This is a genomic window from Flavobacterium phragmitis, assembly GCF_900112575.1.
Classification (GTDB): Bacteria; Bacteroidota; Bacteroidia; order Flavobacteriales; family Flavobacteriaceae; genus Flavobacterium; species Flavobacterium phragmitis.
The window spans coordinates 142,279-164,417 of sequence record NZ_FOMH01000010.1; the positions used below are offsets into that span (position 1 = coordinate 142,279).

General features: G+C 33.6%; 20 protein-coding genes. 16 read left to right on the forward strand and 4 right to left on the reverse strand.

The genetic code is table 11. From position 1 onward, the window contains the following. The first annotated feature begins 6 nt into the window (after positions 1–6). The 10 genes from BM289_RS17885 (at position 7) to uvrB (ending at position 8,680) form a co-directional block, all read left to right on the forward strand. Positions 7–828: a DUF4249 domain-containing protein gene (locus BM289_RS17885; protein ID WP_091496079.1), complete on the forward strand. Its 822-nt coding sequence runs from the start codon at positions 7–9 to the stop codon at positions 826–828. Positions 829–830: 2 nt separating this feature from the next. Next, a complete protein-coding gene (locus BM289_RS17890) occupies positions 831–1,313 on the forward strand; it encodes a GyrI-like domain-containing protein (RefSeq protein WP_091496322.1) in 483 nt (160 codons plus the stop codon). A gap of 23 nt (positions 1,314–1,336) precedes the next feature. Further along, on the forward strand, positions 1,337–1,915 hold the full coding sequence (locus BM289_RS17895; RefSeq protein WP_091496081.1) for a hypothetical protein: 579 nt from the start codon (positions 1,337–1,339) through the stop codon (positions 1,913–1,915). A 13-nt stretch (positions 1,916–1,928) separates the two neighbouring features. Beyond that, positions 1,929–2,372: a DinB family protein gene (locus BM289_RS17900; RefSeq protein WP_091496083.1), complete on the forward strand. Its 444-nt coding sequence runs from the start codon at positions 1,929–1,931 to the stop codon at positions 2,370–2,372. A gap of 107 nt (positions 2,373–2,479) precedes the next feature. Further along, on the forward strand, positions 2,480–2,935 hold the full coding sequence (locus BM289_RS17905; protein ID WP_091496086.1) for a RidA family protein: 456 nt from the start codon (positions 2,480–2,482) through the stop codon (positions 2,933–2,935). Between the two features lie 67 nt (positions 2,936–3,002). Beyond that, positions 3,003–3,665, forward strand: a complete 663-nt coding sequence (locus BM289_RS17910; RefSeq protein ID WP_091496088.1) for a thiamine diphosphokinase — start codon at positions 3,003–3,005, stop codon at positions 3,663–3,665. A gap of 400 nt (positions 3,666–4,065) precedes the next feature. After that, complete coding sequence (gene rlmF, locus BM289_RS17915) at positions 4,066–5,016, forward strand: 23S rRNA (adenine(1618)-N(6))-methyltransferase RlmF (protein ID WP_091496090.1); 951 nt, start codon at positions 4,066–4,068, stop codon at positions 5,014–5,016. Positions 5,017–5,256: 240 nt separating this feature from the next. Further along, positions 5,257–5,493 (forward strand): uroporphyrinogen decarboxylase, encoded by a 237-nt coding sequence (locus BM289_RS17920; RefSeq protein ID WP_091496092.1) that lies wholly within the window; start codon positions 5,257–5,259, stop codon positions 5,491–5,493. 85 nt (positions 5,494–5,578) lie between these two features. After that, positions 5,579–6,517, forward strand: a complete 939-nt coding sequence (locus BM289_RS17925; protein WP_091496094.1) for an alpha/beta fold hydrolase — start codon at positions 5,579–5,581, stop codon at positions 6,515–6,517. Positions 6,518–6,688: 171 nt separating this feature from the next. Further along, positions 6,689–8,680 carry an excinuclease ABC subunit UvrB gene (gene uvrB / locus BM289_RS17930; RefSeq protein WP_091496096.1) on the forward strand — a complete coding sequence of 664 codons (1,992 nt, stop codon included), beginning with the start codon at positions 6,689–6,691 and terminating at the stop codon, positions 8,678–8,680. Here the strand turns inward: uvrB and BM289_RS17935 are convergent. Next, on the reverse strand, positions 8,677–9,078 hold the full coding sequence (locus tag BM289_RS17935) for a TerB family tellurite resistance protein (protein ID WP_091496099.1): 402 nt from the start codon (positions 9,076–9,078) through the stop codon (positions 8,677–8,679). The two genes, uvrB and BM289_RS17935, sit on opposite strands and share 4 nt — an antisense overlap. Positions 9,079–9,135: 57 nt before the next feature. Between BM289_RS17935 and BM289_RS17940 the strand changes: the two genes are divergently transcribed. The 4 genes from BM289_RS17940 (at position 9,136) to BM289_RS17955 (ending at position 12,569) form a co-directional block, all read left to right on the forward strand. After that, complete coding sequence (locus tag BM289_RS17940) at positions 9,136–9,933, forward strand: alpha/beta hydrolase (RefSeq protein WP_091496101.1); 798 nt, start codon at positions 9,136–9,138, stop codon at positions 9,931–9,933. A gap of 23 nt (positions 9,934–9,956) precedes the next feature. Beyond that, entirely contained in the window at positions 9,957–10,967 is a 1,011-nt protein-coding gene (locus tag BM289_RS17945; RefSeq protein WP_091496103.1) for a dipeptide epimerase, read from the forward strand. A 2-nt stretch (positions 10,968–10,969) separates the two neighbouring features. Next, positions 10,970–12,004, forward strand: coding sequence for an aminotransferase class I/II-fold pyridoxal phosphate-dependent enzyme (locus tag BM289_RS17950; protein WP_091496105.1), 1,035 nt, complete (start codon positions 10,970–10,972; stop codon positions 12,002–12,004). Positions 12,005–12,101: 97 nt separating this feature from the next. Further along, positions 12,102–12,569, forward strand: coding sequence for a DUF1456 family protein (locus BM289_RS17955; RefSeq protein WP_091496107.1), 468 nt, complete (start codon positions 12,102–12,104; stop codon positions 12,567–12,569). 319 nt (positions 12,570–12,888) lie between these two features. On the opposite strand, the gene BM289_RS17960 is transcribed toward BM289_RS17955, so the two are convergent. Together BM289_RS17960 and BM289_RS17965 are read right to left on the reverse strand one after the other, a co-directional pair. Continuing rightward, a complete protein-coding gene (locus BM289_RS17960) occupies positions 12,889–13,596 on the reverse strand; it encodes a LytR/AlgR family response regulator transcription factor (protein ID WP_091496109.1) in 708 nt (235 codons plus the stop codon). A 3-nt stretch (positions 13,597–13,599) separates the two neighbouring features. Beyond that, entirely contained in the window at positions 13,600–14,640 is a 1,041-nt protein-coding gene (locus tag BM289_RS17965) for a sensor histidine kinase (protein WP_091496111.1), read from the reverse strand. A 219-nt stretch (positions 14,641–14,859) separates the two neighbouring features. On the opposite strand from BM289_RS17965, the gene BM289_RS17970 reads away from it, so the two are divergent. After that, positions 14,860–15,657 carry a DUF5694 domain-containing protein gene (locus BM289_RS17970; RefSeq protein ID WP_091496113.1) on the forward strand — a complete coding sequence of 266 codons (798 nt, stop codon included), beginning with the start codon at positions 14,860–14,862 and terminating at the stop codon, positions 15,655–15,657. Positions 15,658–16,002: 345 nt separating this feature from the next. Here the strand turns inward: BM289_RS17970 and sucC are convergent, their stop codons facing one another. Further along, entirely contained in the window at positions 16,003–17,196 is a 1,194-nt protein-coding gene (gene sucC / locus BM289_RS17975; protein ID WP_066035083.1) for an ADP-forming succinate--CoA ligase subunit beta, read from the reverse strand. Positions 17,197–17,612: 416 nt separating this feature from the next. On the opposite strand from sucC, the gene gltB reads away from it, so the two are divergent. After that, on the forward strand, positions 17,613–22,130 hold the full coding sequence (gltB, locus tag BM289_RS17980; RefSeq protein ID WP_091496115.1) for a glutamate synthase large subunit: 4,518 nt from the start codon (positions 17,613–17,615) through the stop codon (positions 22,128–22,130). Positions 22,131–22,139 lie beyond the last annotated feature (9 nt).

A 22,139-nucleotide genomic window follows, 5' to 3' on the forward strand; every position in this document is an offset into this window, starting at 1 on the left:
ACAGACATGAAAAAATTAGTTTTTTTAATTGCTTTTTTTACTTCTCTCCTCTTTTCGAGCTGTGAAGATGTTGTTGATGTTGATTTAGATACCGCTCCTCCAAAATTAGTTATTGAAGCCGTAATAAACTGGCAAAAAGGATCTTCCGGACGACAGCAGGTTATCAAACTAACTACTACAACAGGTTATTTTGATACTCAAATTCCTATTGTTACAGGAGCTATGGTTTATGTCAAAAACAGTAAAAATCAAAGATTTAATTTTCCTGAATTAAACAAATCTGGACGTTATGTGTGTAACGATTTCAAACCTGTAATTAACGAAGAATACACTCTCACAGTTATAAGTCAAGGAAACACATACACTGCAACAGAAACCCTAAAATCTGTCGCTCCAATCACCAGAATAGAACAAAAAAACGATGGAGGTTTTACAGGACAGGACATCGAAATAAGATCTTACTTTACCGATCCAGGAGACGAAGATAATTACTATCTCTTTAAATATGTCTACCCCAACAAAGTCACTTCTAATTTCTATGTCTCTGAAGATAAATTTTATCAAGGAAATGAGATTTTCAGTACTACAGATGATGAGGATTTGAAAGCTGGCAATGAGATTGAAGTAACGCATTATGGAATTTCTAAGCAATATTACAATTACATGAATATTCTCGTTGGCATTGCAGGAAGCAATGTTGGAGGACCATTTCAGTCGCCACCAGCAACTGTAAGAGGGAATATTATCAATACAACAGACAAAAATAATTATGCTTTGGGTTATTTTTCCCTTAGCGAAAGTGATTCACAAAAATATACTATAAAATAATGATGCTGCCTCTTATTAAAACCTTAGCCGAAAAAAAGCTTATAGGCCATTCTATTAAAATGTCTTTTATAGAAAATAAAACTTTTCAATTGTGGAGTGGATTTATGCCAAAAAGAAAACAAATCAAAAACGGAATAAACGCTAATCTTTATTCTTTAGAAGTTTATAACGAAAATCATTTTGACAATTTTGATCCCAATGAAATTTTCGAAAAATGGGCCGCTGTAGAAGTTTCAGATTTTGAAAATGTTCCAGAAGAAATGAAAACTTTGGTTGTCCCTAATGGTCTCTATGCCGTTTTCCTTCACATTGGTCCTGCAACTGATGCTCATAAAACCTATCATCATATTTTTGCAGAATGGCTTCCGAATTCAGAATATTTGGTAGATGAAAGACCTCATTTTTCCGTAATGAATGAAAAATACAAAAAAGATGACCCTAATTCTGAAGAAGAAGTGTGGATTCCAATAAAAAGTAGAAATTAATAGAGCTAAAATTTATTTTTAAAATGAATTACAAAAAATACTCTGATAAAGATCTTGAAGACGCCTATTTGACAATGATGGAATATTCAGGAAAAGCTAGTGACGAATTACTTTTAGAAATAGAAAACAGAGGGGGAATTAATCTTTTTTTATCATCTTTAGAATTTAACTCGATTAATAAAAAAGAAATAAAAAGAATAACCGATGAAGTATATTCAATGAGTAATGATTATTCTGATTTAGATTTCATAAGACAATTTGTAAAATCTGACATACTAACTTCTGAAGAATTAGAGAAATTAATAGAGCTAAAATTTAATGAGCATCAAAAAATTGTAAAAGACAGAATAATTAATCAGAAAACAATTTTTGGAAGTTTAATTGGAATGACCATAGGAATTATAATTAGCTTCTTTTTCTACCTTTTAGTAATTTATCTATTAGGAAGATTTATTTACTACCCTATCATTGCTGTTTATTTTATTTGTTATCAATCCATTAAACTTATTACCAAACAAAGTCGAGATAATACTTTTGTTTTCATCAGTTCATTAATTGGTACAATCATTACGATGATTTTTTTATATCTATTATATCATTAATTCAATTAAAAAAATGCTAATTCCAACACTAAAAACACTTTTTACTAGAGATTTAAATCAATTGAAAATCGAGATTGAATCTTATAAAAACGAAAGCTCTATTTGGATTATCGATAAAAATATATCCAATTCAGCGGGAAATCTCTGTCTTCATTTAATGGGAAATCTAAATACATATATAGGAGCAGAAATTGGAAAAACGGGATATATTAGAAATCGTCCTTTAGAATTTTCTTTAAAAGATATCCCAAGATCAGAATTAATTGAAAAAATTGAAGATGCAATCATTATAGTAAATAATGCTTTGGACTCTTTAACAGAAGTAGATTTAGAATCAATTTATCCACAGATTGTTTTTGAAAAAGAAATGACAACTGGATTTTTTCTTGTTCACCTTTCTACGCATCTAGCGTATCATTTAGGGCAAATAAACTACCATAGAAGATTGCTTGATTAACAAAATAATTTTAAAAAACTGCAAAAAAAATAAAACCTCAACATATGTAAATGTTTTAAAAATTAGAATTACGAAACCTTTGTGCTCTTAATTTTAATTTTTAAAACATGAAACATTTAATTGTACTTGCATTATGCCTTTGTACATTTCAAACCAAAGCACAAACTTTCAAAAATCCTGATTCTTTATTCGACCCTACTCCTTATGGTTTCAGTCACGCCTCTTCTGTAAAAACACCTGGAGAATTAGTTTATATTTCGGGTCAGAGTGGCGGTTTGGGCAAAGAACATCTCTTAAGTTCAGACTTTAGAGAGCAAGTTCAGACAGCTTTAAAAAACCTTACAACGGTTTTAGACGGTTACCAGCTAAAACCAGAAAATGTGATGAAAATTACAGTTCTAATTGTAGATCATTCAGCAGAAAAACTAAAAATATGGGAAGAAGAAATTAGTAAAACATGGAAAAAGAAACCTTTTCCTGCCAGTACTCTAATTCCTGTTCCGAGATTAGCACTCGACAATATGCAGATAGAAGTTGATGCAGTTGCTTTTAAAGTCAATTAAATAAACTGATCTCCAGTCAAAGCCTATAACTTTCGTACATTTGCGCCATATTTAAAATCAATTCTAAATGTCTTCACACCATATTGTCCGCGATGATCAAGAACCTGCCTTAATAATTGCCAACGGAGCGGCCTGCGATCCTGAATTATTAGGTCAATTGCTAGAATGGTCTCCGCTTGTTATTGTGTTAGATTCTGCCATTGAAAGAGTCATTGAATTGGGCATTAAAGTTGATGTACTGTTAGGAGATTTTGATCGTGGTTTCGATCCAGAAGTTTATAAAACCTCACAATATCCTATTGAGATTGTTCATACACCGGATCAAGACAAAACCGATTTAGAGAAAGCTTTTGATTATTTAATTGAAAGGAAAATTCCTGCCGTAAATGTAGTTTGGGCAACTGGAAAACGCGCAGATCATACGATTACAAATCTGACACAGATAGTTCGTTATAGAAATTTATTGAAAATTGTAATTCTGGACGATCATTCGAAAATCTTCCTTTTACCAACAAAATTTGAGAAATGGTATACTGCTAAAACTCCAATTTCCTTAATTCCAATTGGTATTGTAAACGGAATTTATTCTACCAATTTAAAATACGAATTAAACAATGACACGCTTACAATGGGCTATAGAACTGGAAGCAGTAATTCTGTCGAAAAAGATGGAATTGTAACTATTTCACATACAAATGGAGATTTACTATTAATGGAGTGTTTTGATTAGAAATACTTAAAGAATCGCTAAGTTTAAATATATTCTTAAAGAAATGAACCGTTTCTACGGAACTCTTTTGAAGATCTTCAATTTATTTCAACGGATTAAAATCCATTGCTACAATATATGCCATTCCTACAAAATTTTCTTGAAAACAGAAAACCATTAGGCTATGATAATTTTGTAGGCCCGTATTTTAATCCGGTTTAAACAATAACCACCCAGAATAAAGAGCCGTAGGTTCGACACATATTTCGCAATAAGATGAGCCGTTCCTAAGGAACTTTTTTCTATCTGCGATCCTAATTCAACGGATTAAAATCCGTTGCTACAAAATTGATTGCTCCTACGGAGCATTCTTTTAATTCTCAAAAAAGGAATACCTATCTTTGCACCGAAATCAATAAAAATGAAAGCAGAAAACAATTCACAAAAAGACAATTTACACCCAAGAAATCTTCATCGTTGGCGTTATGATTTCGAATTACTTATTTCTAATTGTCCTGAATTAAAAGCTTTTGTTGCTGTCAATAAACACGGAATTGAAACGGTTGATTTCAGTAATCCTCTTGCAGTAAAAACTTTGAATAAAGCTTTGCTTCAAACTTACTATGGAATTGAAAATTGGGATATCCCTAAGAATTATCTTTGCCCGCCAATTCCTGGACGAGCAGATTACATTCATTATATAGCCGATTTATTGGCAGAAAGCAACCATAATCAAATTCCTGAAACTTCATATGTTTTAGGCTTAGATATCGGAACGGGTTCAAATTTAATCTATCCGATATTAGGGAATTCGATTTATAATTGGAGTTTTGTTGGAACAGATATTGACCAAAAAGCGATTGAAAATTGCAGTAAAATTATCGAAGCCAATCCAAATTTAATTGATTCAATTAGCTTACAGCAGCAGACAGAATCTCGATTTATTTTTAAAAATATTATCACACCCGAAGACCGTTTTGCTTTCACGATGTGTAATCCTCCTTTTCATGCTTCAGCTGAAGAAGCAAACAAAAGTACTTCTAGAAAAGTTTCCAATTTAAATCCGAAAGAGAAAAGAAACACTAATCCTGTTTTAAATTTTGGCGGTCAAAATGCAGAATTATGGTGCAATGGCGGTGAAATCGGGTTTATAACTCAGATGATTTACGAAAGTGCCAAATATCCATCGCAAGTTTTATGGTTTACTACTTTAGTTTCTAAAAAAGAAAACCTTTCTTCGATTTATAAAATCCTGAAAAAAGTAAACGCCGCTTCGGTAAAAACAATCGAAATGTCGCAAGGACAGAAAAACAGCAGAATTGTGGCTTGGAGTTTTTTTAATAGTTCTGAGCAAAGCTCTTGGAAATTTTAAGACTTTCAAAACCAATAGTATTGGTTATCTTTGTAACTTCGGTAAAATTATGCAATCATGAACACTCTTGAACTTAAAACTATTTTAATTTCTGAAATTGAAAATTAGACATACAAGTCGTAATCCTAAAAAACTGTAATCATTTACCAAAACATCATAATAATCTGATTTCCAAAACAAAACCTTGATTTTATAATTAGCTTTTGCTACATTTATTCTAAACTATTTAAAATCAAGATTATGGCAGAATATATTGGTTATCTTGCATCTGTTTTTATTGTTGGAGGTTTTCTATTAAAAAACCTTAGAACAATCCGATTTATTAATATGTTTGGCTGTATCTGTTTTGTTATTTATGGCATCTTTTTGAATGATTACCGAGATTTCAATCAGTGGCTTTGGCCGGTAATTATTCCGAATGCTATTTTAGCTTTCGTACAGATTTATTATTTGACTTCTAAAAAGGAACAATCTTAAAATTATGATATTTTAAAATAAAATTCTGATACGCTTTCCGCTTACGATAATCGTAACTTTAAGTTTGAAATTGAATTTTATTACCATGTTAAAACTATATTCTCGTTTAGCAATCGTGCTATTTTTAATCACAAGTTGTGCTTCTAAAAAAGTAAAATTTGAAGATTATGTCTTTAAGAGCAAAACTGAAGAACAAAAATATCAATCCGCCTACGATAAGGCTTTAAAACTTTGGAACATTCCGTATACAGAAGAAGATGTAACAACTAGTTTTGGAACAGCTCATGTAGTTATTGCCGGACCAAAAAACGGAAAAGATTTGGTTTTACTCCACGGAATGGATGCCAGTTCTACGATGTGGTACCCAAATATTAAAGCTTTCACCAAAAAACATCGCGTTTATGCCATCGATTTTATAATGGAACCCAATAAATCCAATTTAACGGCCAAACCTCTTTCGTCAAAAGATATTCTCGCATTTTACAATGAAGTTTTTGATCATTATAAATTAAAGAAATTTGATATTATCGGCGCTTCTCGAGGCGGTTGGATTGCTACATTATTGGCTACTCAAAAACCAAACTCTATTGACAAAATAGTTTTATTAAGTCCCGCACAAACCTTTAAATTTATTGATAAAGTCGGAAAAACAACTTCGGCTTTAATGCTGAAATTATTTCCAAGCGAAAAGAAATTCGGTAAAACTTTAACGACTTTTTCTACTCATCCGGAAAACATCAGTGTCATCTACAAAAGACAGTTTTATTTGGCTAATAAATATGCCAAATCGAATTCCAGCATGCTTAAAATGATGCCTTTTTCTGAAAAAGAACTGGAATCGATTCAAAATCCGGTTTTGGTTTTAATCGGTGATAAAGACGTCATAAATTCTGAAGAAAGTTTAGAAAGAGCCAATAAATATTTATCCAACTGTAAAACAAAAACCGTAAAAGACGCAGGCCATTTTCTAACTATTGATCAGCCAAAAATGGTAAATGATGCGGTTATTAATTTTCTAGAATAAGAGTTTTTTTGCCACCAATTTAACGAATTAACACCAATTTCATTCTCCAGTTGGATTTGTATTTATTTTAGAAAACAAAAATTAGCGTTAATTCGTGCAATTCGTGGCGAACCATTTTAAAACAGTTTTTAAACTTCGTATCTTTACAAATCTAATTTTCATCAGTAACAAATGAATTTCCACGTAGCTTCAGAATACAGTCCAAAAGGAGATCAGCCACAAGCCATACAAAAATTGGCGCAAGGTGTAGTCGACGGAGAAAAATATCAAACTTTGCTAGGAGTTACAGGTTCCGGAAAAACATTTACCGTTGCCAATGTAATACAAGAAGTACAGCGACCAACTTTGGTTTTAGCACATAATAAAACTTTAGCAGCACAATTATATTCTGAATTCAAGCAATTCTTCCCCAATAATGCGGTGGAATATTTCGTTTCTTACTACGATTACTATCAGCCGGAAGCTTTTATGCCTGTTACAGGAGTTTTTATTGAAAAAGATTTATCTATCAACGAAGAACTGGAGAAAATGCGATTGAGCACCACTTCATCCCTGCTTTCGGGACGTCGTGATGTTTTGGTTGTAGCGTCAGTTTCCTGTTTGTACGGTATTGGAAACCCCGTTGAATTTCAGAAAAACGTAATCGAAATTAAACGAGATCAGGTTATTTCGAGAACGAAATTACTGCATAGTCTGGTACAAAGTTTATATGCCAGAACAGAAGCCGATTTTAATCCTGGAACTTTTAGAATAAAAGGCGATACGGTTGAAGTATATCCGAGTTATGCTGACGATGCTTACAGAATACATTTTTTTGGCGATGAAATTGAAGAAATAGAATCTTTTGATGTTAAAACTTCTCAGGTCATAGAGAAATTCCAAAGACTGACCATTTATCCCGCCAATATGTTTGTGACTTCACCAGAGGTTTTACAAGGTGCTATTTGGCAGATTCAGCAGGATTTGGTGAAACAGGTAGATTATTTTAAAGAAATAGGAAAACATCTCGAGGCCAAACGTCTGGAAGAAAGAACCAATTTTGACTTAGAAATGATTCGCGAATTGGGTTATTGTTCTGGAATTGAAAATTATTCCCGCTACCTTGATGGACGTGAAGCCGGAACAAGACCTTTCTGTCTGCTGGATTATTTTCCAAGTGATTATTTAATGATTATTGACGAAAGTCACGTAACCGTCTCGCAGGTTCATGCCATGTATGGAGGTGATCGAAGCCGTAAAGAAAACTTAGTTGAATACGGATTTAGATTACCCGCTGCAATGGACAACAGACCTTTAAAATTTGAAGAGTTTGAAGCTTTGCAGAATCAGGTTATTTATGTTTCTGCAACTCCAGCTGATTATGAATTACAAAAAACCGATGGTGTTTATGTGGAACAGATTATTCGTCCAACTGGTTTATTGGATCCTATAATTGAAGTTCGCCCAAGTTTGAATCAGATTGATGACTTGATTGAAGAAATTCAGGTTCGATGCGAATTGGACGAAAGAGTTTTAGTAACCACTTTGACCAAAAGAATGGCGGAAGAATTAGCCAAATATTTGACAAAAGTAAGCATTCGATGCCGTTATATCCACTCTGAAGTCGATACTTTAGAACGTATTGAAATTATGCAGGATTTACGAAAAGGTCTTTTTGATGTTTTAATTGGGGTTAACTTACTTCGTGAAGGTCTGGATTTACCGGAAGTTTCTCTTGTTGCTATTTTAGATGCGGATAAAGAAGGTTTCTTGAGAAATCATCGTTCGTTAACACAAACTATCGGACGTGCCGCTAGAAACTTAAATGGTAAAGCAATCATGTATGCCGATAAAATTACGGCCAGTATGCAAAGAACTATTGACGAAACGGAATACAGAAGAACCAAACAGATCAACTTCAACGTTCAAAATAATATTACGCCACAGGCTTTAAATAAAAAAATTGACAGCGCATTTACGAAAAATCCATTAGTAGAATACGAGTTAGGGCATCCAATTCCTGTTGCTGCCGAACCGGAAACAGCTTATTTATCTAAAGCCGAATTGGAGAAAATGATTCGTGAAAAACGTAAAACAATGGAAAAAGCAGCTAAAGAATTAGATTTCTTACAAGCAGCCAAACTTCGTGACGAAATCAAAAAACTACAGGAACAGCTGGCTTAATTGTGTTGTTCCTGAAAAATTTCCATTAATACAATTGGATTAATTACTGTGTTCGGAGCTTTTTTCATCATTTCTAAAACACGTTTAACCGCAGAAAGATTCAATCCCATCTGTAAAGCAATTTGCTGAATGGCCTGAAATTCCCTTTCATGTAAAACACCATCACAATGCATCAATAAAGCCAGTCTGTAAAACTGATTGATTCTTTGCATTTCAGAAGGTATTGGAAGCGGTTTTGCTTCCTGATGAAATAAATCCTGAAATTCTTCTTCGCTAATATTCAATTCTACAGCTACAAGTCTTAAAAATTCAAGCTCACGTTTATGCAAATGTCCGTCTACAGTGGCAAGTGTAATCATTTCTAAAAGTAAACTTCTTTTTTCTGCTTCTGTATTCATCAATTTATTATTTTTAGCTAAAATATTGCTTTTAAATAAAAACACAAAACACGGATAATGAAGAGGATTTTCTTGGCAGTTTTACTTCTGTTTACTCTTATTGGCAAAGCACAAAGCACCGCTTCTAAAAACGTCTCTACTTTTACAATTGAGGCTCCTCAACTCAATACTTCAAAAAAAATCTGGATTTATCTTCCTGAAAATTATTCTAAAGATATTCAGAAAAAATACAGCGTTATTTACATGCATGATGCTCAAAATTTGTTTGATGCCAAAACTTCTTTTTCTGGCGAATGGAATGTTGACGAAAAATTAGACAGCTTGAAAGTCCCAGTAATTGTTGTCGGAATCGAACATGGAAATGAAAAACGTATTGATGAACTGACTCCTTTTAAAAACGAAAAATACGGTGGTGGAAATGCCGATAAGTATTTAGAATTTATCGTAAAAACATTAAAGCCCTATATTGATAAAAACTACAGAACCAAAACAAAAGCAAAAAACACTATTCTTTTTGGAAGTTCTCTTGGTGGCTTGGTTTCCTATTACGGTGCTTTAAAATATCCCGAGACTTTTGGAAAAGCAGGCGTTTTTTCGCCATCTTTTTGGTTTTCTCCTGATATTTATACTTTTACAGAAAAACAGCCTAAAATCAAAACGAAAATTTATTTTCTGTGTGGCGATAAAGAAAGTGACGACATGGTAAACGATTTGACTAAAATGAAACGTTTATTAGATACAAAACGCTGTTATTGCCTTCATCTTGACAAGACTAAAATTGTAAAAGGCGGAGAACATAATGAAAAACTTTGGCGTGATCATTTCGCTGAAGCAATACTTTGGCTGGGCTATTAATTGAAAAAAAACATCGCATACCAATGAAACTAATTTTAAGAGAATACAATCTCAAGCTAAAACACACTTTTACTATTTCAAGAGAGTCTATTGATTTTCAGCCTTCGCTAATTGTAGAATTGCAAAGCGATGGTTTTTCTGGTTTTGGAGAAGCCACTTCAAATCCGTATTACAATATCACGGTTCCAATGATGATGCAGGATTTGGAAAAAATAAGAAACATTATTGAAAATACTGAGAATGAAACTCCAGAAGTATTTTGGGCAAAAATTCATCCGTATTTACAAGACGATATGTTTGCTTTGTGCGCTTTGGATTTGGCTTATAATGATTTGTATGCTCGCAAAAAAGGCAAAAAACTTTATGAATTGTGGAATTACACCACCGAAAGAAATCCGATGACGGATTATACAATCGGAATTGCTTCTATTGATAAAATGGTTTCCAAAATGCAGGAACTTCCGTGGCCTATTTACAAAATTAAGTTAGGAACCAAAGAGGATATCGAAATTGTAAAAGCACTTCGTAAACACACCAATGCCATTTTCAGAATTGATGCCAACTGCGGATGGACGGTTGAAGAAACAATCAACAATGCTGTAGAATTAAAAAAATTGGGCGTAGAATTTCTAGAACAGCCAATGAAAGCGGATAATTGGGAAGGACATAAAGAAGTTTTCAAACATTCTGTTCTTCCTGTAATTGCTGATGAAAGCTGTATTATTGAAGAAGATGTAGCAAAATGCCACAATCATTTTCATGGTGTGAATGTGAAATTGGTAAAATGTGGTGGCCTAACTCCTGGAAAACGCATGATTGAAGAAGCCAAAAAATTAGGTTTAAGAACAATGGTGGGTTGTATGACGGAATCTACTGTCGGAATTTCTGCTATTGCGCATTTATTGCCACAATTGGATTATGTAGATATGGACGGCGCGCTTCTTTTAGCAGAAGATATTGCAACGGGAGTAACCATAAAAGATGGCGTTGTGAGTTATTCAGATCTTAACGGAACTGGCGTTACACTTTTATAAAAATGATAGTCGATAAATTTCCAGATCGAGTTATAGAAATTAACCAAGAGCAGTATTTGTATTTTGGCGGAACTGCGTATTTGGGACTTCCAACAAACAAAGAGTTTCAAGAATTAGTAATTCAAAACATTTTGAATTGGGGAACCACATACGGAAGCTCCAGAACCGCAAATATTCAGTTATCGGCTTATGATGCAGGCGAAGTCTTTTTGGCTTCTCATATTGGTTCAGAAAAGACTGTTACGGTTTCTTCAGGAATGCTGGCTGGAAAACTGGTCATTGATTTAATGAAAAAGCAGACTGATTGTTTTTTTCATTTGAATGATACACATAATGCTATCCAAACTGAAAATAGTGTCCCAATATTCTTAAACGGAAATTTAAATGACCGTTTATTAGATTCAAAACCTGAGAAAATAACGATTCTAACTGACGGTGTTCGTTCTTTTGAAACAAAACCTGCCGATTTATCATTTTTAGAAAAAATTTCAAAAAGCAAAGAAATCACTTTAGTAATTGATGAATCGCATTCGCTAGGAATTACAGGAAAAAATGGCAGTGGAATTTATTCTTCAATTGAATTTCCCGTTAAAAGAAAAATTATGGTTTCTTCATTAGGAAAAGCTTTTGGATTAACTGGTGGCGTAATTGCTTCGGATTCTGAATTTATTGGTAAAATCAAAGAATTGGAAACTTTTACAAGCGCAGCAGGAATGAACCCTGCTTTTGTACAAACACTTTCTGATGCCAAAGAAATTTATAAAATACAGCATCAAAAACTGAAAGACAATTTAAGCTATATTGATTCGATTTTAATCAAAAACAACAATATCTTATTTGATAAAAACTATCCTTTAATTTATCTTTTATCGAATGAATTAGTTGAAAAACTAAAGGCGGAAAAAATCATCATTGCCAGTTTCAGATACACCAAAGAAGCTGAACCTTTAAATCGAATTGTAATTACAGCAAATCATCTTAAAGAAGATTTAGACAAACTTGTAAACGTTTTTAATCATTTTAATTCTCGTTTTTAATCATTTTAAAAAACTACCTTTGCAAAAAGTAAATAATGAGTTTTAGGATCAAGTAAAAATTTGAAAAACTTGAAACTTTAAACATGAAACAATAATTATGACAAATAACGATATACTTAAAAAACTTCGCGTGGCTTTGATGCTCCGTGATGACCAAATAGTTGAAATTTTAGAATTAGTAGATTTTAGAATTTCGAAATCAGAATTAGGCGCTTTTTTTAGAGCAGAAGATCATCCGAATTATATGGAATGTGGGGATCAGGTTTTACGCAATTTCCTAAACGGATTGGTGATTCATTTAAGAGGAACGAAAGAAAATCCTAAAAACCCTAATGATGTTTTAGCAAAGCATAAAGCTGAAATTCCAAAAAGAGAAACCTCTAAAGAAAGACCAGAATTCAAAGCTGCACCAAAAGATTCTGAAAAATACAGAGGCGATCAAAGTCCGTCAAAATCAGGTTCATCAGCTGGAAAGCCTAAAAAGAAATCATTCCCAAAAGGAAATGGAAAACCGGTTGTCGTAGAAAAAGTGGTTTTCAAAAACGGCAATAAGAAAAAATCATAATTGAGGATTTAACCGCAAAGAACGCAAGTTTTTTTACTTAAAAGACTAAATACAAACGCAAAGTTCGCAAAGCTATATAGAATAAAGCTTTGCGAACTTTGCCTTTTAAAAAGATTCTAATTACGGTCTAATTTTCAAATATAGCCCGCGGTTTCAACCGCGGGGATGCCCAGAGACGCATTACGTGACATACATTGCGTCCCCGTGGTTGAAACCACGGGCTATATCGAAAAAAAATCAAAAAATTTATTGTTTTAGCTTTGCGAACTTTGCATTTACAACGATCAAAAATCCTGGCGCCCTTTGCGGTAAAAAAAATCTATATCTTATTCTCCTCTATTTTATCAAAAAAAGCATCTTTAAAAGTAGCTCCAATTGGCAGTTCTTTTCTATTGATAAATACCGAAAAATTATCTGTCGATTCAACGTGCTTTAAAGAAACAACATACGATTTATGAATCTGTATAAACTCATTTTCCGGTAACGATTCAATTACATTTTTTAAAGAAGAATGTGTTACAATCTGTTGTTTTTCTGTGTGAATGCAAACATAATTCTGGAGACTTTCTACATACAAAATATCGCTTAAAAACACTTTCTGAAATTTATTCTTCCCATCTGTTTTAACAAAAAGAAAATCTGGCAGATTGCTCTGATTTGAAATTTCTATTTTAGGATCTGAATTCAATTTTGAAACCGCTTGATAAAAACGTTCAAACGAAATCGGCTTCAATAAATAATCGACTGCATTCAATTCAAAACCTTCCAAAGCAAAGTCTGGATAAGCGGTTGTAAAAATGACTTTTATATTTTTCGAAATAATTCTAGAAAGCTGCAAACCTGTCAATTGAGGCATTTGAATATCGAGAAAAATCACATCAACAGATTGTGTGTTTAAAAATTCTAATGCTTTTAATGAATCATTAAAAACTCCAGCCTTTTCAAGAAAATTTACTTTTCCGATATAGTTTTCCAATATTCTGGTTGCAGGCGGTTCATCATCTACAATAATACATTTAAAAGCCATAAATTATTTCTTTAGCGGTATTTTTAAGTAAGTTTTAAAGGTATCATTTTCTTCTGTTTTTTCAAGAATAAATTGATCTTTGTACATATAATCAAGTCTTTTAGTAAGGTTTTCAAAACCAATTCCAGTAGAGGAATAATTTTCTCCGCTTGCATTATAATTGAAAGTTGAAATCTCTAAAAAACCGTTTGATATTTTGATAGAAATAAGAGCTTTTTCCTTTTCCTCATTCAGTTTCCCGTGTTTAAAAACATTCTCCACAAAATGTACCAAAGCCGAAGAAATGAGTTTTTCGTTTGAATAATTACCTTCAATTATAAAATCTAAAAACAGCTGATCTTCAAAACGTTTTTTCTGCAAATGAATATAGTTTTGAATAAATTGAATTTCTTTTGAAAGTATGGCTTCATCTTTATCCGTTTCGGTGATAACGTATCGAAGCAAATCAGAAAGAACCAAAATATCATCAGCCATTTCATCTTCTTTTAAAACCAACTGACTATAAAAAGAATTCAGCGTATTAAACAAAAAATGTGGGCTAACCTGCGCTTTCAGCATTTGAAATTCGGCTTTTTTATTCTCCAAAAGTAATTCCTGGTTTTGATGTTGTGCGGTTTGAAACTGCCAAAACAAAAAAGTTAATGCGCTTAAAATTACAGCTGGCAATCCGAAGAAAAAATTGTCTTTTATGTAATAGGTAATTTCCCTTGCTTCTTCATAATAGTTGTGCATTCCTGTGATACTATACAAAACAACTTCTTCCAAAAAATAACGAACAGCAGAAAAAAGCAATAACGAAACTGGAATTGTGAGAATATAAAAGAGTAATTTTTTTTTGTTTAAAAACCAACTACAAAAAAGATAAAAATTAAGAATGTAGATAATAAAGACACTCAATAAATAAGCTGGAGTAATTCCTAAATAAATAGATTGCAATACGAATTTTACTTCTCTATTATTTAGTCCAATATCCCAGAAAATATAAGTAAGAAGCAACAAAAAGAAGAGAACAATATGATAGTAAAAAGGAATCTTTGATTTCATAGTTTTTGATAATTAACTCAAAAATACGATTATGACTTTAAAAGAAAATGGTATTTATATGAAACCTCTCTTTTTGATGATAAACAGCTAAAAACTTTACACGAACATTTTGAAAGTGAAATCTGGATAGTTGGTCAAATGGAATCTGCGTTTCATCAAAAATGAAAACAAAGCTCTAAATCTGCTGATACATTTGCCATGAATTTAAAAACAAACCTCATGCAAAAAATCATTTTATTACTCGCTATTATCACATTAAATTTAACTTCTGCTCAGACAAAGAAAAAACAGATATTATTGGTTGGAACTTTTCATTACGCCAATCCTGGTCTTGATGTTGCTAAACTGAATAATTTCAATATCATATCTGAAAAGAGCCAAAAGGAACTCGAAATAATGAGTGACAAAATCAAAAAATTTGGCCCGGATAAAATATTTGTTGAATGGGAGTTTAGCAAACAAGCCGATTTAGATAAGTTGTACAACAAAAATACAGACAGTCTTTTTAAAACCAACAAAAACGAAATAACACAACTGGCAATTCGCACGGCTAAAAAACTGAATCATAAAAAATTATACGGAATGAATCTTTATACTCCTTTTCGATATGATAGCTTAATGATAGCTATGGAAAAAGCAAATCAAAAAGACTTAATAGAGAAAAATAAAGTGACAACAGGAAATTTCGAAAAAAATCATAATGAAAAAATAGCAAAAAGCTCATTACAAGAAATGATGCTATATTACAATACAAAACAAGCCGAAAATGAAAATCTTCAATGGTATTTAGAAATAGCAAACAGAGCTGGAAATCCAGATGATTTTTCAGGACCTTCTTTAGTTGCAAATTGGTACAAAAGAAACTTATACATGTATTCTTTAATTCAGAAATTAACCGAAAGCACAGATAACAAAATAATGGTTTTAGTTGGAGCTGGTCATGCTGCGATTATTAGAGGCTTTATCGAACATGATCCTACATTTGAAATTGTGGATTTGGCAACTGTTTTGAAATAATATTTTTTAACCGCAAAACACGCAAAGGATTACGCAAAGTTTTTTTTAGCCACAGATTATTAGATTAAAATGATTTTAAAAAAATCTGTGTTAATCTAATAATCTGTGGCTATATTTTTTATAAACTGCTGAGATTTTTGTTTCCCGCAGATTTTGCAAATTGAGCAGATTTATCTTTTTCTTTATCACTAAAAATCTGCTCTATCTGCGAGAGAAAATTTTAAGCATATTTTTTTTTATTGGAGAGAATCACTGCAGTTCGCCTTTACGATACGCAAACTTTACAAAAACAAAAAACCATTCCTTTCGGAATGGTTTTTCTATATAAATTGATTTCTTATTTAATTAAGAAAGAGCAGCTTTAACTTGGTCAGCAGCTTCTTGGAATTGAACTGCAGATAAGATTGGCATACCAGAGTTGTCAATTAATTCTTTTGCAATTTCAGCATTTGTTCCTTGCAAACGAACGATAATTGGCACTTTAATAGCGTCACCCATATTTTTGTAAGCATCAACAACACCTTGAGCAACACGGTCACAACGAACAATTCCTCCGAAGATGTTAATCAAAATAGCTTTTACGTTTGGATCTTTCAAGATAATTCTGAAAGCTGTTTCAACACGTTTTGCATCTGCAGTTCCTCCTACGTCAAGGAAGTTAGCAGGCTCAAAACCAGCGTATTTGATTAAATCCATAGTTGCCATTGCAAGACCAGCTCCGTTTACCATACATCCTACAGTACCGTCAAGGTCAACATAGTTAAGACCAACTTCTTTAGCTTCAACTTCGATTGGATTCTCCTCACGGATATCTCTCATTTCAGCATATTTAGGTTGTCTGTATAAAGCGTTATCGTCAATGTTAACTTTAGCGTCAACAGCTAAGATTTTGTTATCAGAAGTTTTTAAAACTGGGTTGATTTCAAACATAGAAGCATCAGAACCAATGTAAGCATTGTAAAGTGCATCGATGAATTTAACCATTTCTTTGAAAGCGTTTCCAGAAAGACCTAAATTGAAAGCAATTCTTCTTGCTTGGAAACCTTGCAATCCTACAGAAGGATCGATTTCTTCAGTAAAGATTAAGTGTGGAGTATGTTCAGCAACTTCTTCGATATCCATACCACCTTCAGTAGAATACATAATCATGTTGCGTCCTGTACCTCTATTCAATAAAACAGAAACATAAAATTCAGAAGTTTCGCTTTCTCCAGGATAGTAAACATCTTCAGCTACTAATACTTTGTTTACTTTTTTACCTTCTGGCGGAGTTTGAGGCGTAATCAATTGCATTCCGATGATTTGTTCTGCTAACTCTTCAACTTGTTGTAAGTTTTTTGCCAGCTTCACTCCACCACCTTTTCCACGACCACCTGCGTGAATTTGTGCTTTTATTACATGCCATCCTGTACCAGTTTCGGCAGTTAATTGTTTTGCAGCAGCTACAGCTTCAACCGCATTGTTAGCCACAATTCCGCGTTGTACGCGTACTCCGTAACTCGCTAAAATTTCTTTTCCTTGATATTCGTGTATGTTCATAATATAGAATTTGTCTGGTTCTGAATTTATTTCAGAATAAAAGTGCGACAAAAGTAACAAATAACAACTTAATAGGAAAATCTTTTTCAATTAAATAAATGTTATATATAGGTATTAAGCGTTGAGAATTTATCAATGCAAACAAATTGTTAACCGAACAATTTGTTAATGTTAACACAAACCACGCAAAACGTTTGATATTTAACAAAAAATTCACTGAATTTATTGGCCTGCCGACGATTTTTCCTAATATATTTTAAGAGTAATTATATTTTTAGCAATTCGGGATGCTTTCTATAATATTATTAATAATTAAGAACCCATTTTCTAATATTACAACAAAAATGAAAGCAAAAGCATAATTTCACTACATTATGTTTAACGAAATCTTTATTTTTGTAGAAAAAATATCAAGAATGAGAGTTAAAGAACAAGGGCTTTATCTGCCTGAATTTGAACACGACAATTGTGGTGCAGGATTTATTTGTAATTTGAATGGTATTAAGTCAAATGATATTATTCACAAAGCATTAGACATCTTAATTAAATTGGAACATCGTGGTGCCGTTAGTTCTGATGGAAGAACTGGTGACGGAGCCGGAATTTTATTCGACATTCCTCATGATTTTTTTAAGAAAGTATGTGACTTTGAAATCCCAGAAGCGCGTGAGTATGCAGTAGGAATGGTTTTTTTACCAAAAAGCAAAAACCAGGTTTCTTTTTGTATTAATGCATTTGAGGCAACTATTAAAGACCAAAACTTAAAAGTTTTAGGTTGGAGAGATGTGCCAGTTGACGTTGAAAATTTAGGTGAAATCGCCGCAGAAAAAGAACCAACAATTAAACAAGTTTTCGTTTCTAAAAACGGACAGGATTTAACTGAACAAGAATTTAATGCAAAACTTTTTGCAGCTAGAAAAATTGCTGAACATGCCGTAAGAGGATCTAAAACCTCAGAAAGCCACATGTTTTATTTTACTAGTTTATCGACCACTACTATAATATATAAAGGTCTATTGATGCCGGAAGACATCAGCCGTTATTATATAGATTTGAAAGATCCAGACTTGGTGACGCGTCTTGCGCTTGTGCACCAACGTTTCTCTACCAATACATTCCCATCTTGGGATCTAGCTCAACCGTTTAGATACATGTGTCATAATGGTGAGATCAACACACTTCGTGGAAACGTAAGCCGTATGCGTGCTCGTGAAGAGCTTATGCAAAGCGCTGTTTTTGGCGATGATATCAAGAAATTATTCCCAATCATCTTAGAAGGAAAATCAGATTCTGCTTCTATGGATATGGTAATTGAACTTTTATTGATGACTGGACGTTCTCTTCCAGAGGCAATGATGATGGTAGTTCCTGAAGCTTGGGAAAAACACCAAACAATGTCTTCTGAGAAAAGAGCTTTCTATGAGTACAATGCGTGTATCATGGAGCCTTGGGATGGTCCTGCTTCTATTCCGTTTACAGATGGTAACGTAATTGGTGCTTTACTAGACAGAAACGGATTGCGTCCTTCTCGTTATACATTAACAAAAAGTGGCTTCGTAATTATGTCATCTGAAATTGGTGTATTAGACATCGATCCAGAAGATGTAGTTCAACACGGTCGTCTTGAGCCAGGAAAAATGTTCTTGGTTGATATGAATGAAGGTCGTATCATCGAAGACGAGGAAGTTAAGAAAGCAATAGTTACAAAACGTCCTTACCAGCAATGGGTTGACGAAAACTTATTGCCATTGGCTAGTGTTCCTTACACCAACAACCCTACTCCTGTTGAAAAATTAGATTTCTTGACAAGACAGCGTTTGTTTGGTTATACAATTGAAGATTTAAAAACAATCATCAATCCAATGGGTAGCGACGGAGCTGAAGCAATCAGTTCTATGGGTAACGATACTCCATTAGCAGTATTGTCTGATCAGCCACAATTGTTATACAACTACTTCAAACAATTGTTTGCTCAGGTTACTAACCCGCCGTTGGATGGTATTCGTGAAGAAATCATTACAGATATCAGTTTAGCGATTGGCGGCGATTTTAATATTTTCGAAATCGAATCAAAACAATGTAAAAAATTAAAAATCCAAAATCCAGTTATCTCTAACGAGGATTTGGATAAAATCAGAAATATCGATCACGCAGATTTCAAATCGGCTACTATTTCTACTTTATATAAAATAGAAAAAGGAGTTAACGGTTTAGAGCGTGCGCTTGAAAAATGTGTTCAAGCAACTTTTAAAGCGGTTAATGAAGGATGCAACATCATTATCTTATCAGATAGAGGTGTAAGCGAAGAATTAGCTCCAATCCCAATGTTATTGGCTTGTTCTTACATTCACCACTCTTTAAACATTTTACAGGTTCGTTCTAAATTCGGAATCATCATCGAATCTGCAGAACCACGCGAACCTCATCATTTTGCTTTATTGTTCGGATACGGTGCAAGTGCAATCAACCCTTACATGGTAAACGAAATCATTCACGATCAGGTTGAAAAAGGTTTCATTACAAAAGTAAAAGCAGATTATGCAGTTGTAAACTACAACAAAGCGATTGCAAAAGGAATCGTGAAAATCATGAACAAAATTGGTATCTCTACTTTACATTCGTACAGAGCTGCTCAGATTTTCGAGATTTTAGGTTTAAACAAAACATTTACATCTAAATACTTCCCTTACACTCCATCTAGAATTGAAGGAATTGGTCTAATGGAAGTAGAAAAAGAGGTTAAAAAACGTTTCCAAAAAGCTTTTCCAAATTCAAAAATTGCAAACTTGCTTTCTCTTGAAATTGGAGGTATTTACAGATGGAGACGTGGTGGTGAAAAACATATGTTTAACCCAACTACGATTTCTAAATTACAACAAGCAGTTCGTTTAAACAGCCCAGAAAGCTATAAAGAATATGCTAATGCTGTAAACGAGCAAAGCTCAAACTTAATGACTATTAGAGGTTTATTTGAATTCAACAATTTAGATCCAATTTCTATTGACGAAGTAGAGCCTTGGACAGAAATCGTTAAGAAATTCAAAACCGGAGCAATGTCTTATGGTTCTATCAGTCAGGAAGCGCACGAGAACTTAGCGATTGCAATGAACAGAATTGGAGGAAAAAGTAACTCTGGAGAAGGTGGAGAAGATCCAAGACGTTTCCAGAAAGAAATTAACGGAGATTCTAGAAACTCTGCAATCAAACAAGTTGCGTCTGGACGTTTTGGAGTTTCGATCAACTATTTGACAAACGCCAGAGAAATCCAAATCAAAATGGCTCAGGGAGCAAAACCTGGAGAAGGTGGACAGTTGCCTGGAGAAAAAGTTGTGCCTTGGATTGCTGAAACAAGAAACTCTACACCTTATGTAGGTTTGATTTCGCCTCCGCCTCACCACGATATCTACTCTATTGAGGATTTATCGCAATTGATTTACGATTTGAAAAACGCAAACCGTGAAGCTCGTATCAACGTGAAATTGGTTTCTGAAGTTGGAGTTGGAACCATCGCTGCCGGTGTTGCCAAAGCAAAAGCTGACGTTATCTTGATTTCAGGTTATGACGGAGGAACGGGAGCAGCTCCATTAACATCTTTACAACACACAGGTATTCCATGGGAACTTGGTTTAGCTGAAGCTCAGCAAACTTTGATCTTAAACGATTTAAGAAGCCGTGTAGTTTTAGAATGTGACGGACAGTTGAAAACTGGTCGTGACGTTGCTATTGCAGCTTTATTAGGTGCAGAAGAATTCGGATTTGCTACGGCTCCGCTTGTAGCTTCTGGATGTATCATGATGAGAGCTTGTCACTTAAATACTTGTCCAGTTGGTATTGCAACTCAGGATCCAGAATTGAGAAAGAATTTCAAAGGAACTCCAGAGCACGTAATCAACTTCATGTATTTCATTGCTGAAGAGTTAAGAGAAATCATGGCGCAGTTAGGTTTCAGAACTTTAAAAGAAATGGTAGGTCAGTCTCAAAAATTAAACGTAGACAAAGCGATCAAACATTATAAAGCAAACGGATTAGACTTATCAACTATTCTATACAAACCGGAAAAAGCAAAAACGGTTCCAAATCACAACACAACAACTCAGGATCACGCTCTTGAAAATGTATTGGATTTCGACATCATCAAAGAAGCTATTCCGTCTATCTATAGAAAAGAGAAAACGAGAGTTACGTTCAAAATCAAAAATACAGACCGTTCTGTAGGTGCGATTTTGAGTAACGAAATCTCAAAAATTTATGGCGCACAAGGATTACCAGATGACACTATTTTAGTTGATTTTGAAGGTTCTGCCGGACAAAGTTTTGGTGCATTCGCAACAAACGGATTGTCATTTAAAATTCACGGAAACTGTAATGATTACTTAGGAAAAGGTCTTTCTGGAGGAAAACTAATTGTAAAAGTACCTCCTACTGCAACTTTTAAACCTGAAGACAACATCATTATTGGAAACGTTGCCCTTTACGGAGCTATTACCGGAGAGGCTTATATTAATGGTATCGCAGGAGAGCGTTTCTGTGTGAGAAACTCTGGAGCAACAGCAGTTGTAGAAGGAATTGGAGATCACGGTTGCGAGTACATGACTGGTGGTACAGTAGTAGTTTTAGGAAAAACAGGAAGAAACTTCGCGGCTGGTATGAGCGGTGGTGTGGCTTATGTTTACGATCCAAACAAGAAATTCGATTCTACAGTTTGCAACATGGAAATGGTTGCATTCGATCCAATGGAAGAAGAAGATCTTACGAAACTAAGAAAACTGATCAAAAACCATTCGTTGTACACCAGCAGTCCATTAGCAAAAAGAATTTTAGCAGACTGGGAAAATCAACAACAGCACTTCGTAAAAGTAATGCCAACTGATTACAAAAAAGCATTAAAACGAATTGCAGAAGAAAAACAAATAGAAGAATTAATAGCGGGATAAAAATCAATT

Coding starts and splice junctions, on each gene's coding strand:
- sucC (WP_066035083.1), bottom strand. CDS start 17,196: ATGAACATACACGAATATCAAGGAAAAGAAATTTTAGCGAGTTACGGA.
- BM289_RS17920 (WP_091496092.1), top strand. CDS start 5,257: ATGGCAGAATATATTGGTTATCTTGCATCTGTTTTTATTGTTGGAGGT.
- BM289_RS17955 (WP_091496107.1), top strand. CDS start 12,102: ATGACAAATAACGATATACTTAAAAAACTTCGCGTGGCTTTGATGCTC.
- BM289_RS17945 (WP_091496103.1), top strand. CDS start 9,957: ATGAAACTAATTTTAAGAGAATACAATCTCAAGCTAAAACACACTTTT.
- gltB (WP_091496115.1), top strand. CDS start 17,613: ATGAGAGTTAAAGAACAAGGGCTTTATCTGCCTGAATTTGAACACGAC.
- BM289_RS17905 (WP_091496086.1), top strand. CDS start 2,480: ATGAAACATTTAATTGTACTTGCATTATGCCTTTGTACATTTCAAACC.
- BM289_RS17970 (WP_091496113.1), top strand. CDS start 14,860: ATGCAAAAAATCATTTTATTACTCGCTATTATCACATTAAATTTAACT.
- BM289_RS17885 (WP_091496079.1), top strand. CDS start 7: ATGAAAAAATTAGTTTTTTTAATTGCTTTTTTTACTTCTCTCCTCTTT.
- uvrB (WP_091496096.1), top strand. CDS start 6,689: ATGAATTTCCACGTAGCTTCAGAATACAGTCCAAAAGGAGATCAGCCA.
- BM289_RS17960 (WP_091496109.1), bottom strand. CDS start 13,596: ATGGCTTTTAAATGTATTATTGTAGATGATGAACCGCCTGCAACCAGA.
- BM289_RS17950 (WP_091496105.1), top strand. CDS start 10,970: ATGATAGTCGATAAATTTCCAGATCGAGTTATAGAAATTAACCAAGAG.
- BM289_RS17935 (WP_091496099.1), bottom strand. CDS start 9,078: ATGAATACAGAAGCAGAAAAAAGAAGTTTACTTTTAGAAATGATTACA.
- BM289_RS17940 (WP_091496101.1), top strand. CDS start 9,136: ATGAAGAGGATTTTCTTGGCAGTTTTACTTCTGTTTACTCTTATTGGC.
- BM289_RS17900 (WP_091496083.1), top strand. CDS start 1,929: ATGCTAATTCCAACACTAAAAACACTTTTTACTAGAGATTTAAATCAA.
- BM289_RS17895 (WP_091496081.1), top strand. CDS start 1,337: ATGAATTACAAAAAATACTCTGATAAAGATCTTGAAGACGCCTATTTG.
- BM289_RS17925 (WP_091496094.1), top strand. CDS start 5,579: ATGTTAAAACTATATTCTCGTTTAGCAATCGTGCTATTTTTAATCACA.
- rlmF (WP_091496090.1), top strand. CDS start 4,066: ATGAAAGCAGAAAACAATTCACAAAAAGACAATTTACACCCAAGAAAT.
- BM289_RS17910 (WP_091496088.1), top strand. CDS start 3,003: ATGTCTTCACACCATATTGTCCGCGATGATCAAGAACCTGCCTTAATA.
- BM289_RS17965 (WP_091496111.1), bottom strand. CDS start 14,640: ATGAAATCAAAGATTCCTTTTTACTATCATATTGTTCTCTTCTTTTTG.
- BM289_RS17890 (WP_091496322.1), top strand. CDS start 831: ATGCTGCCTCTTATTAAAACCTTAGCCGAAAAAAAGCTTATAGGCCAT.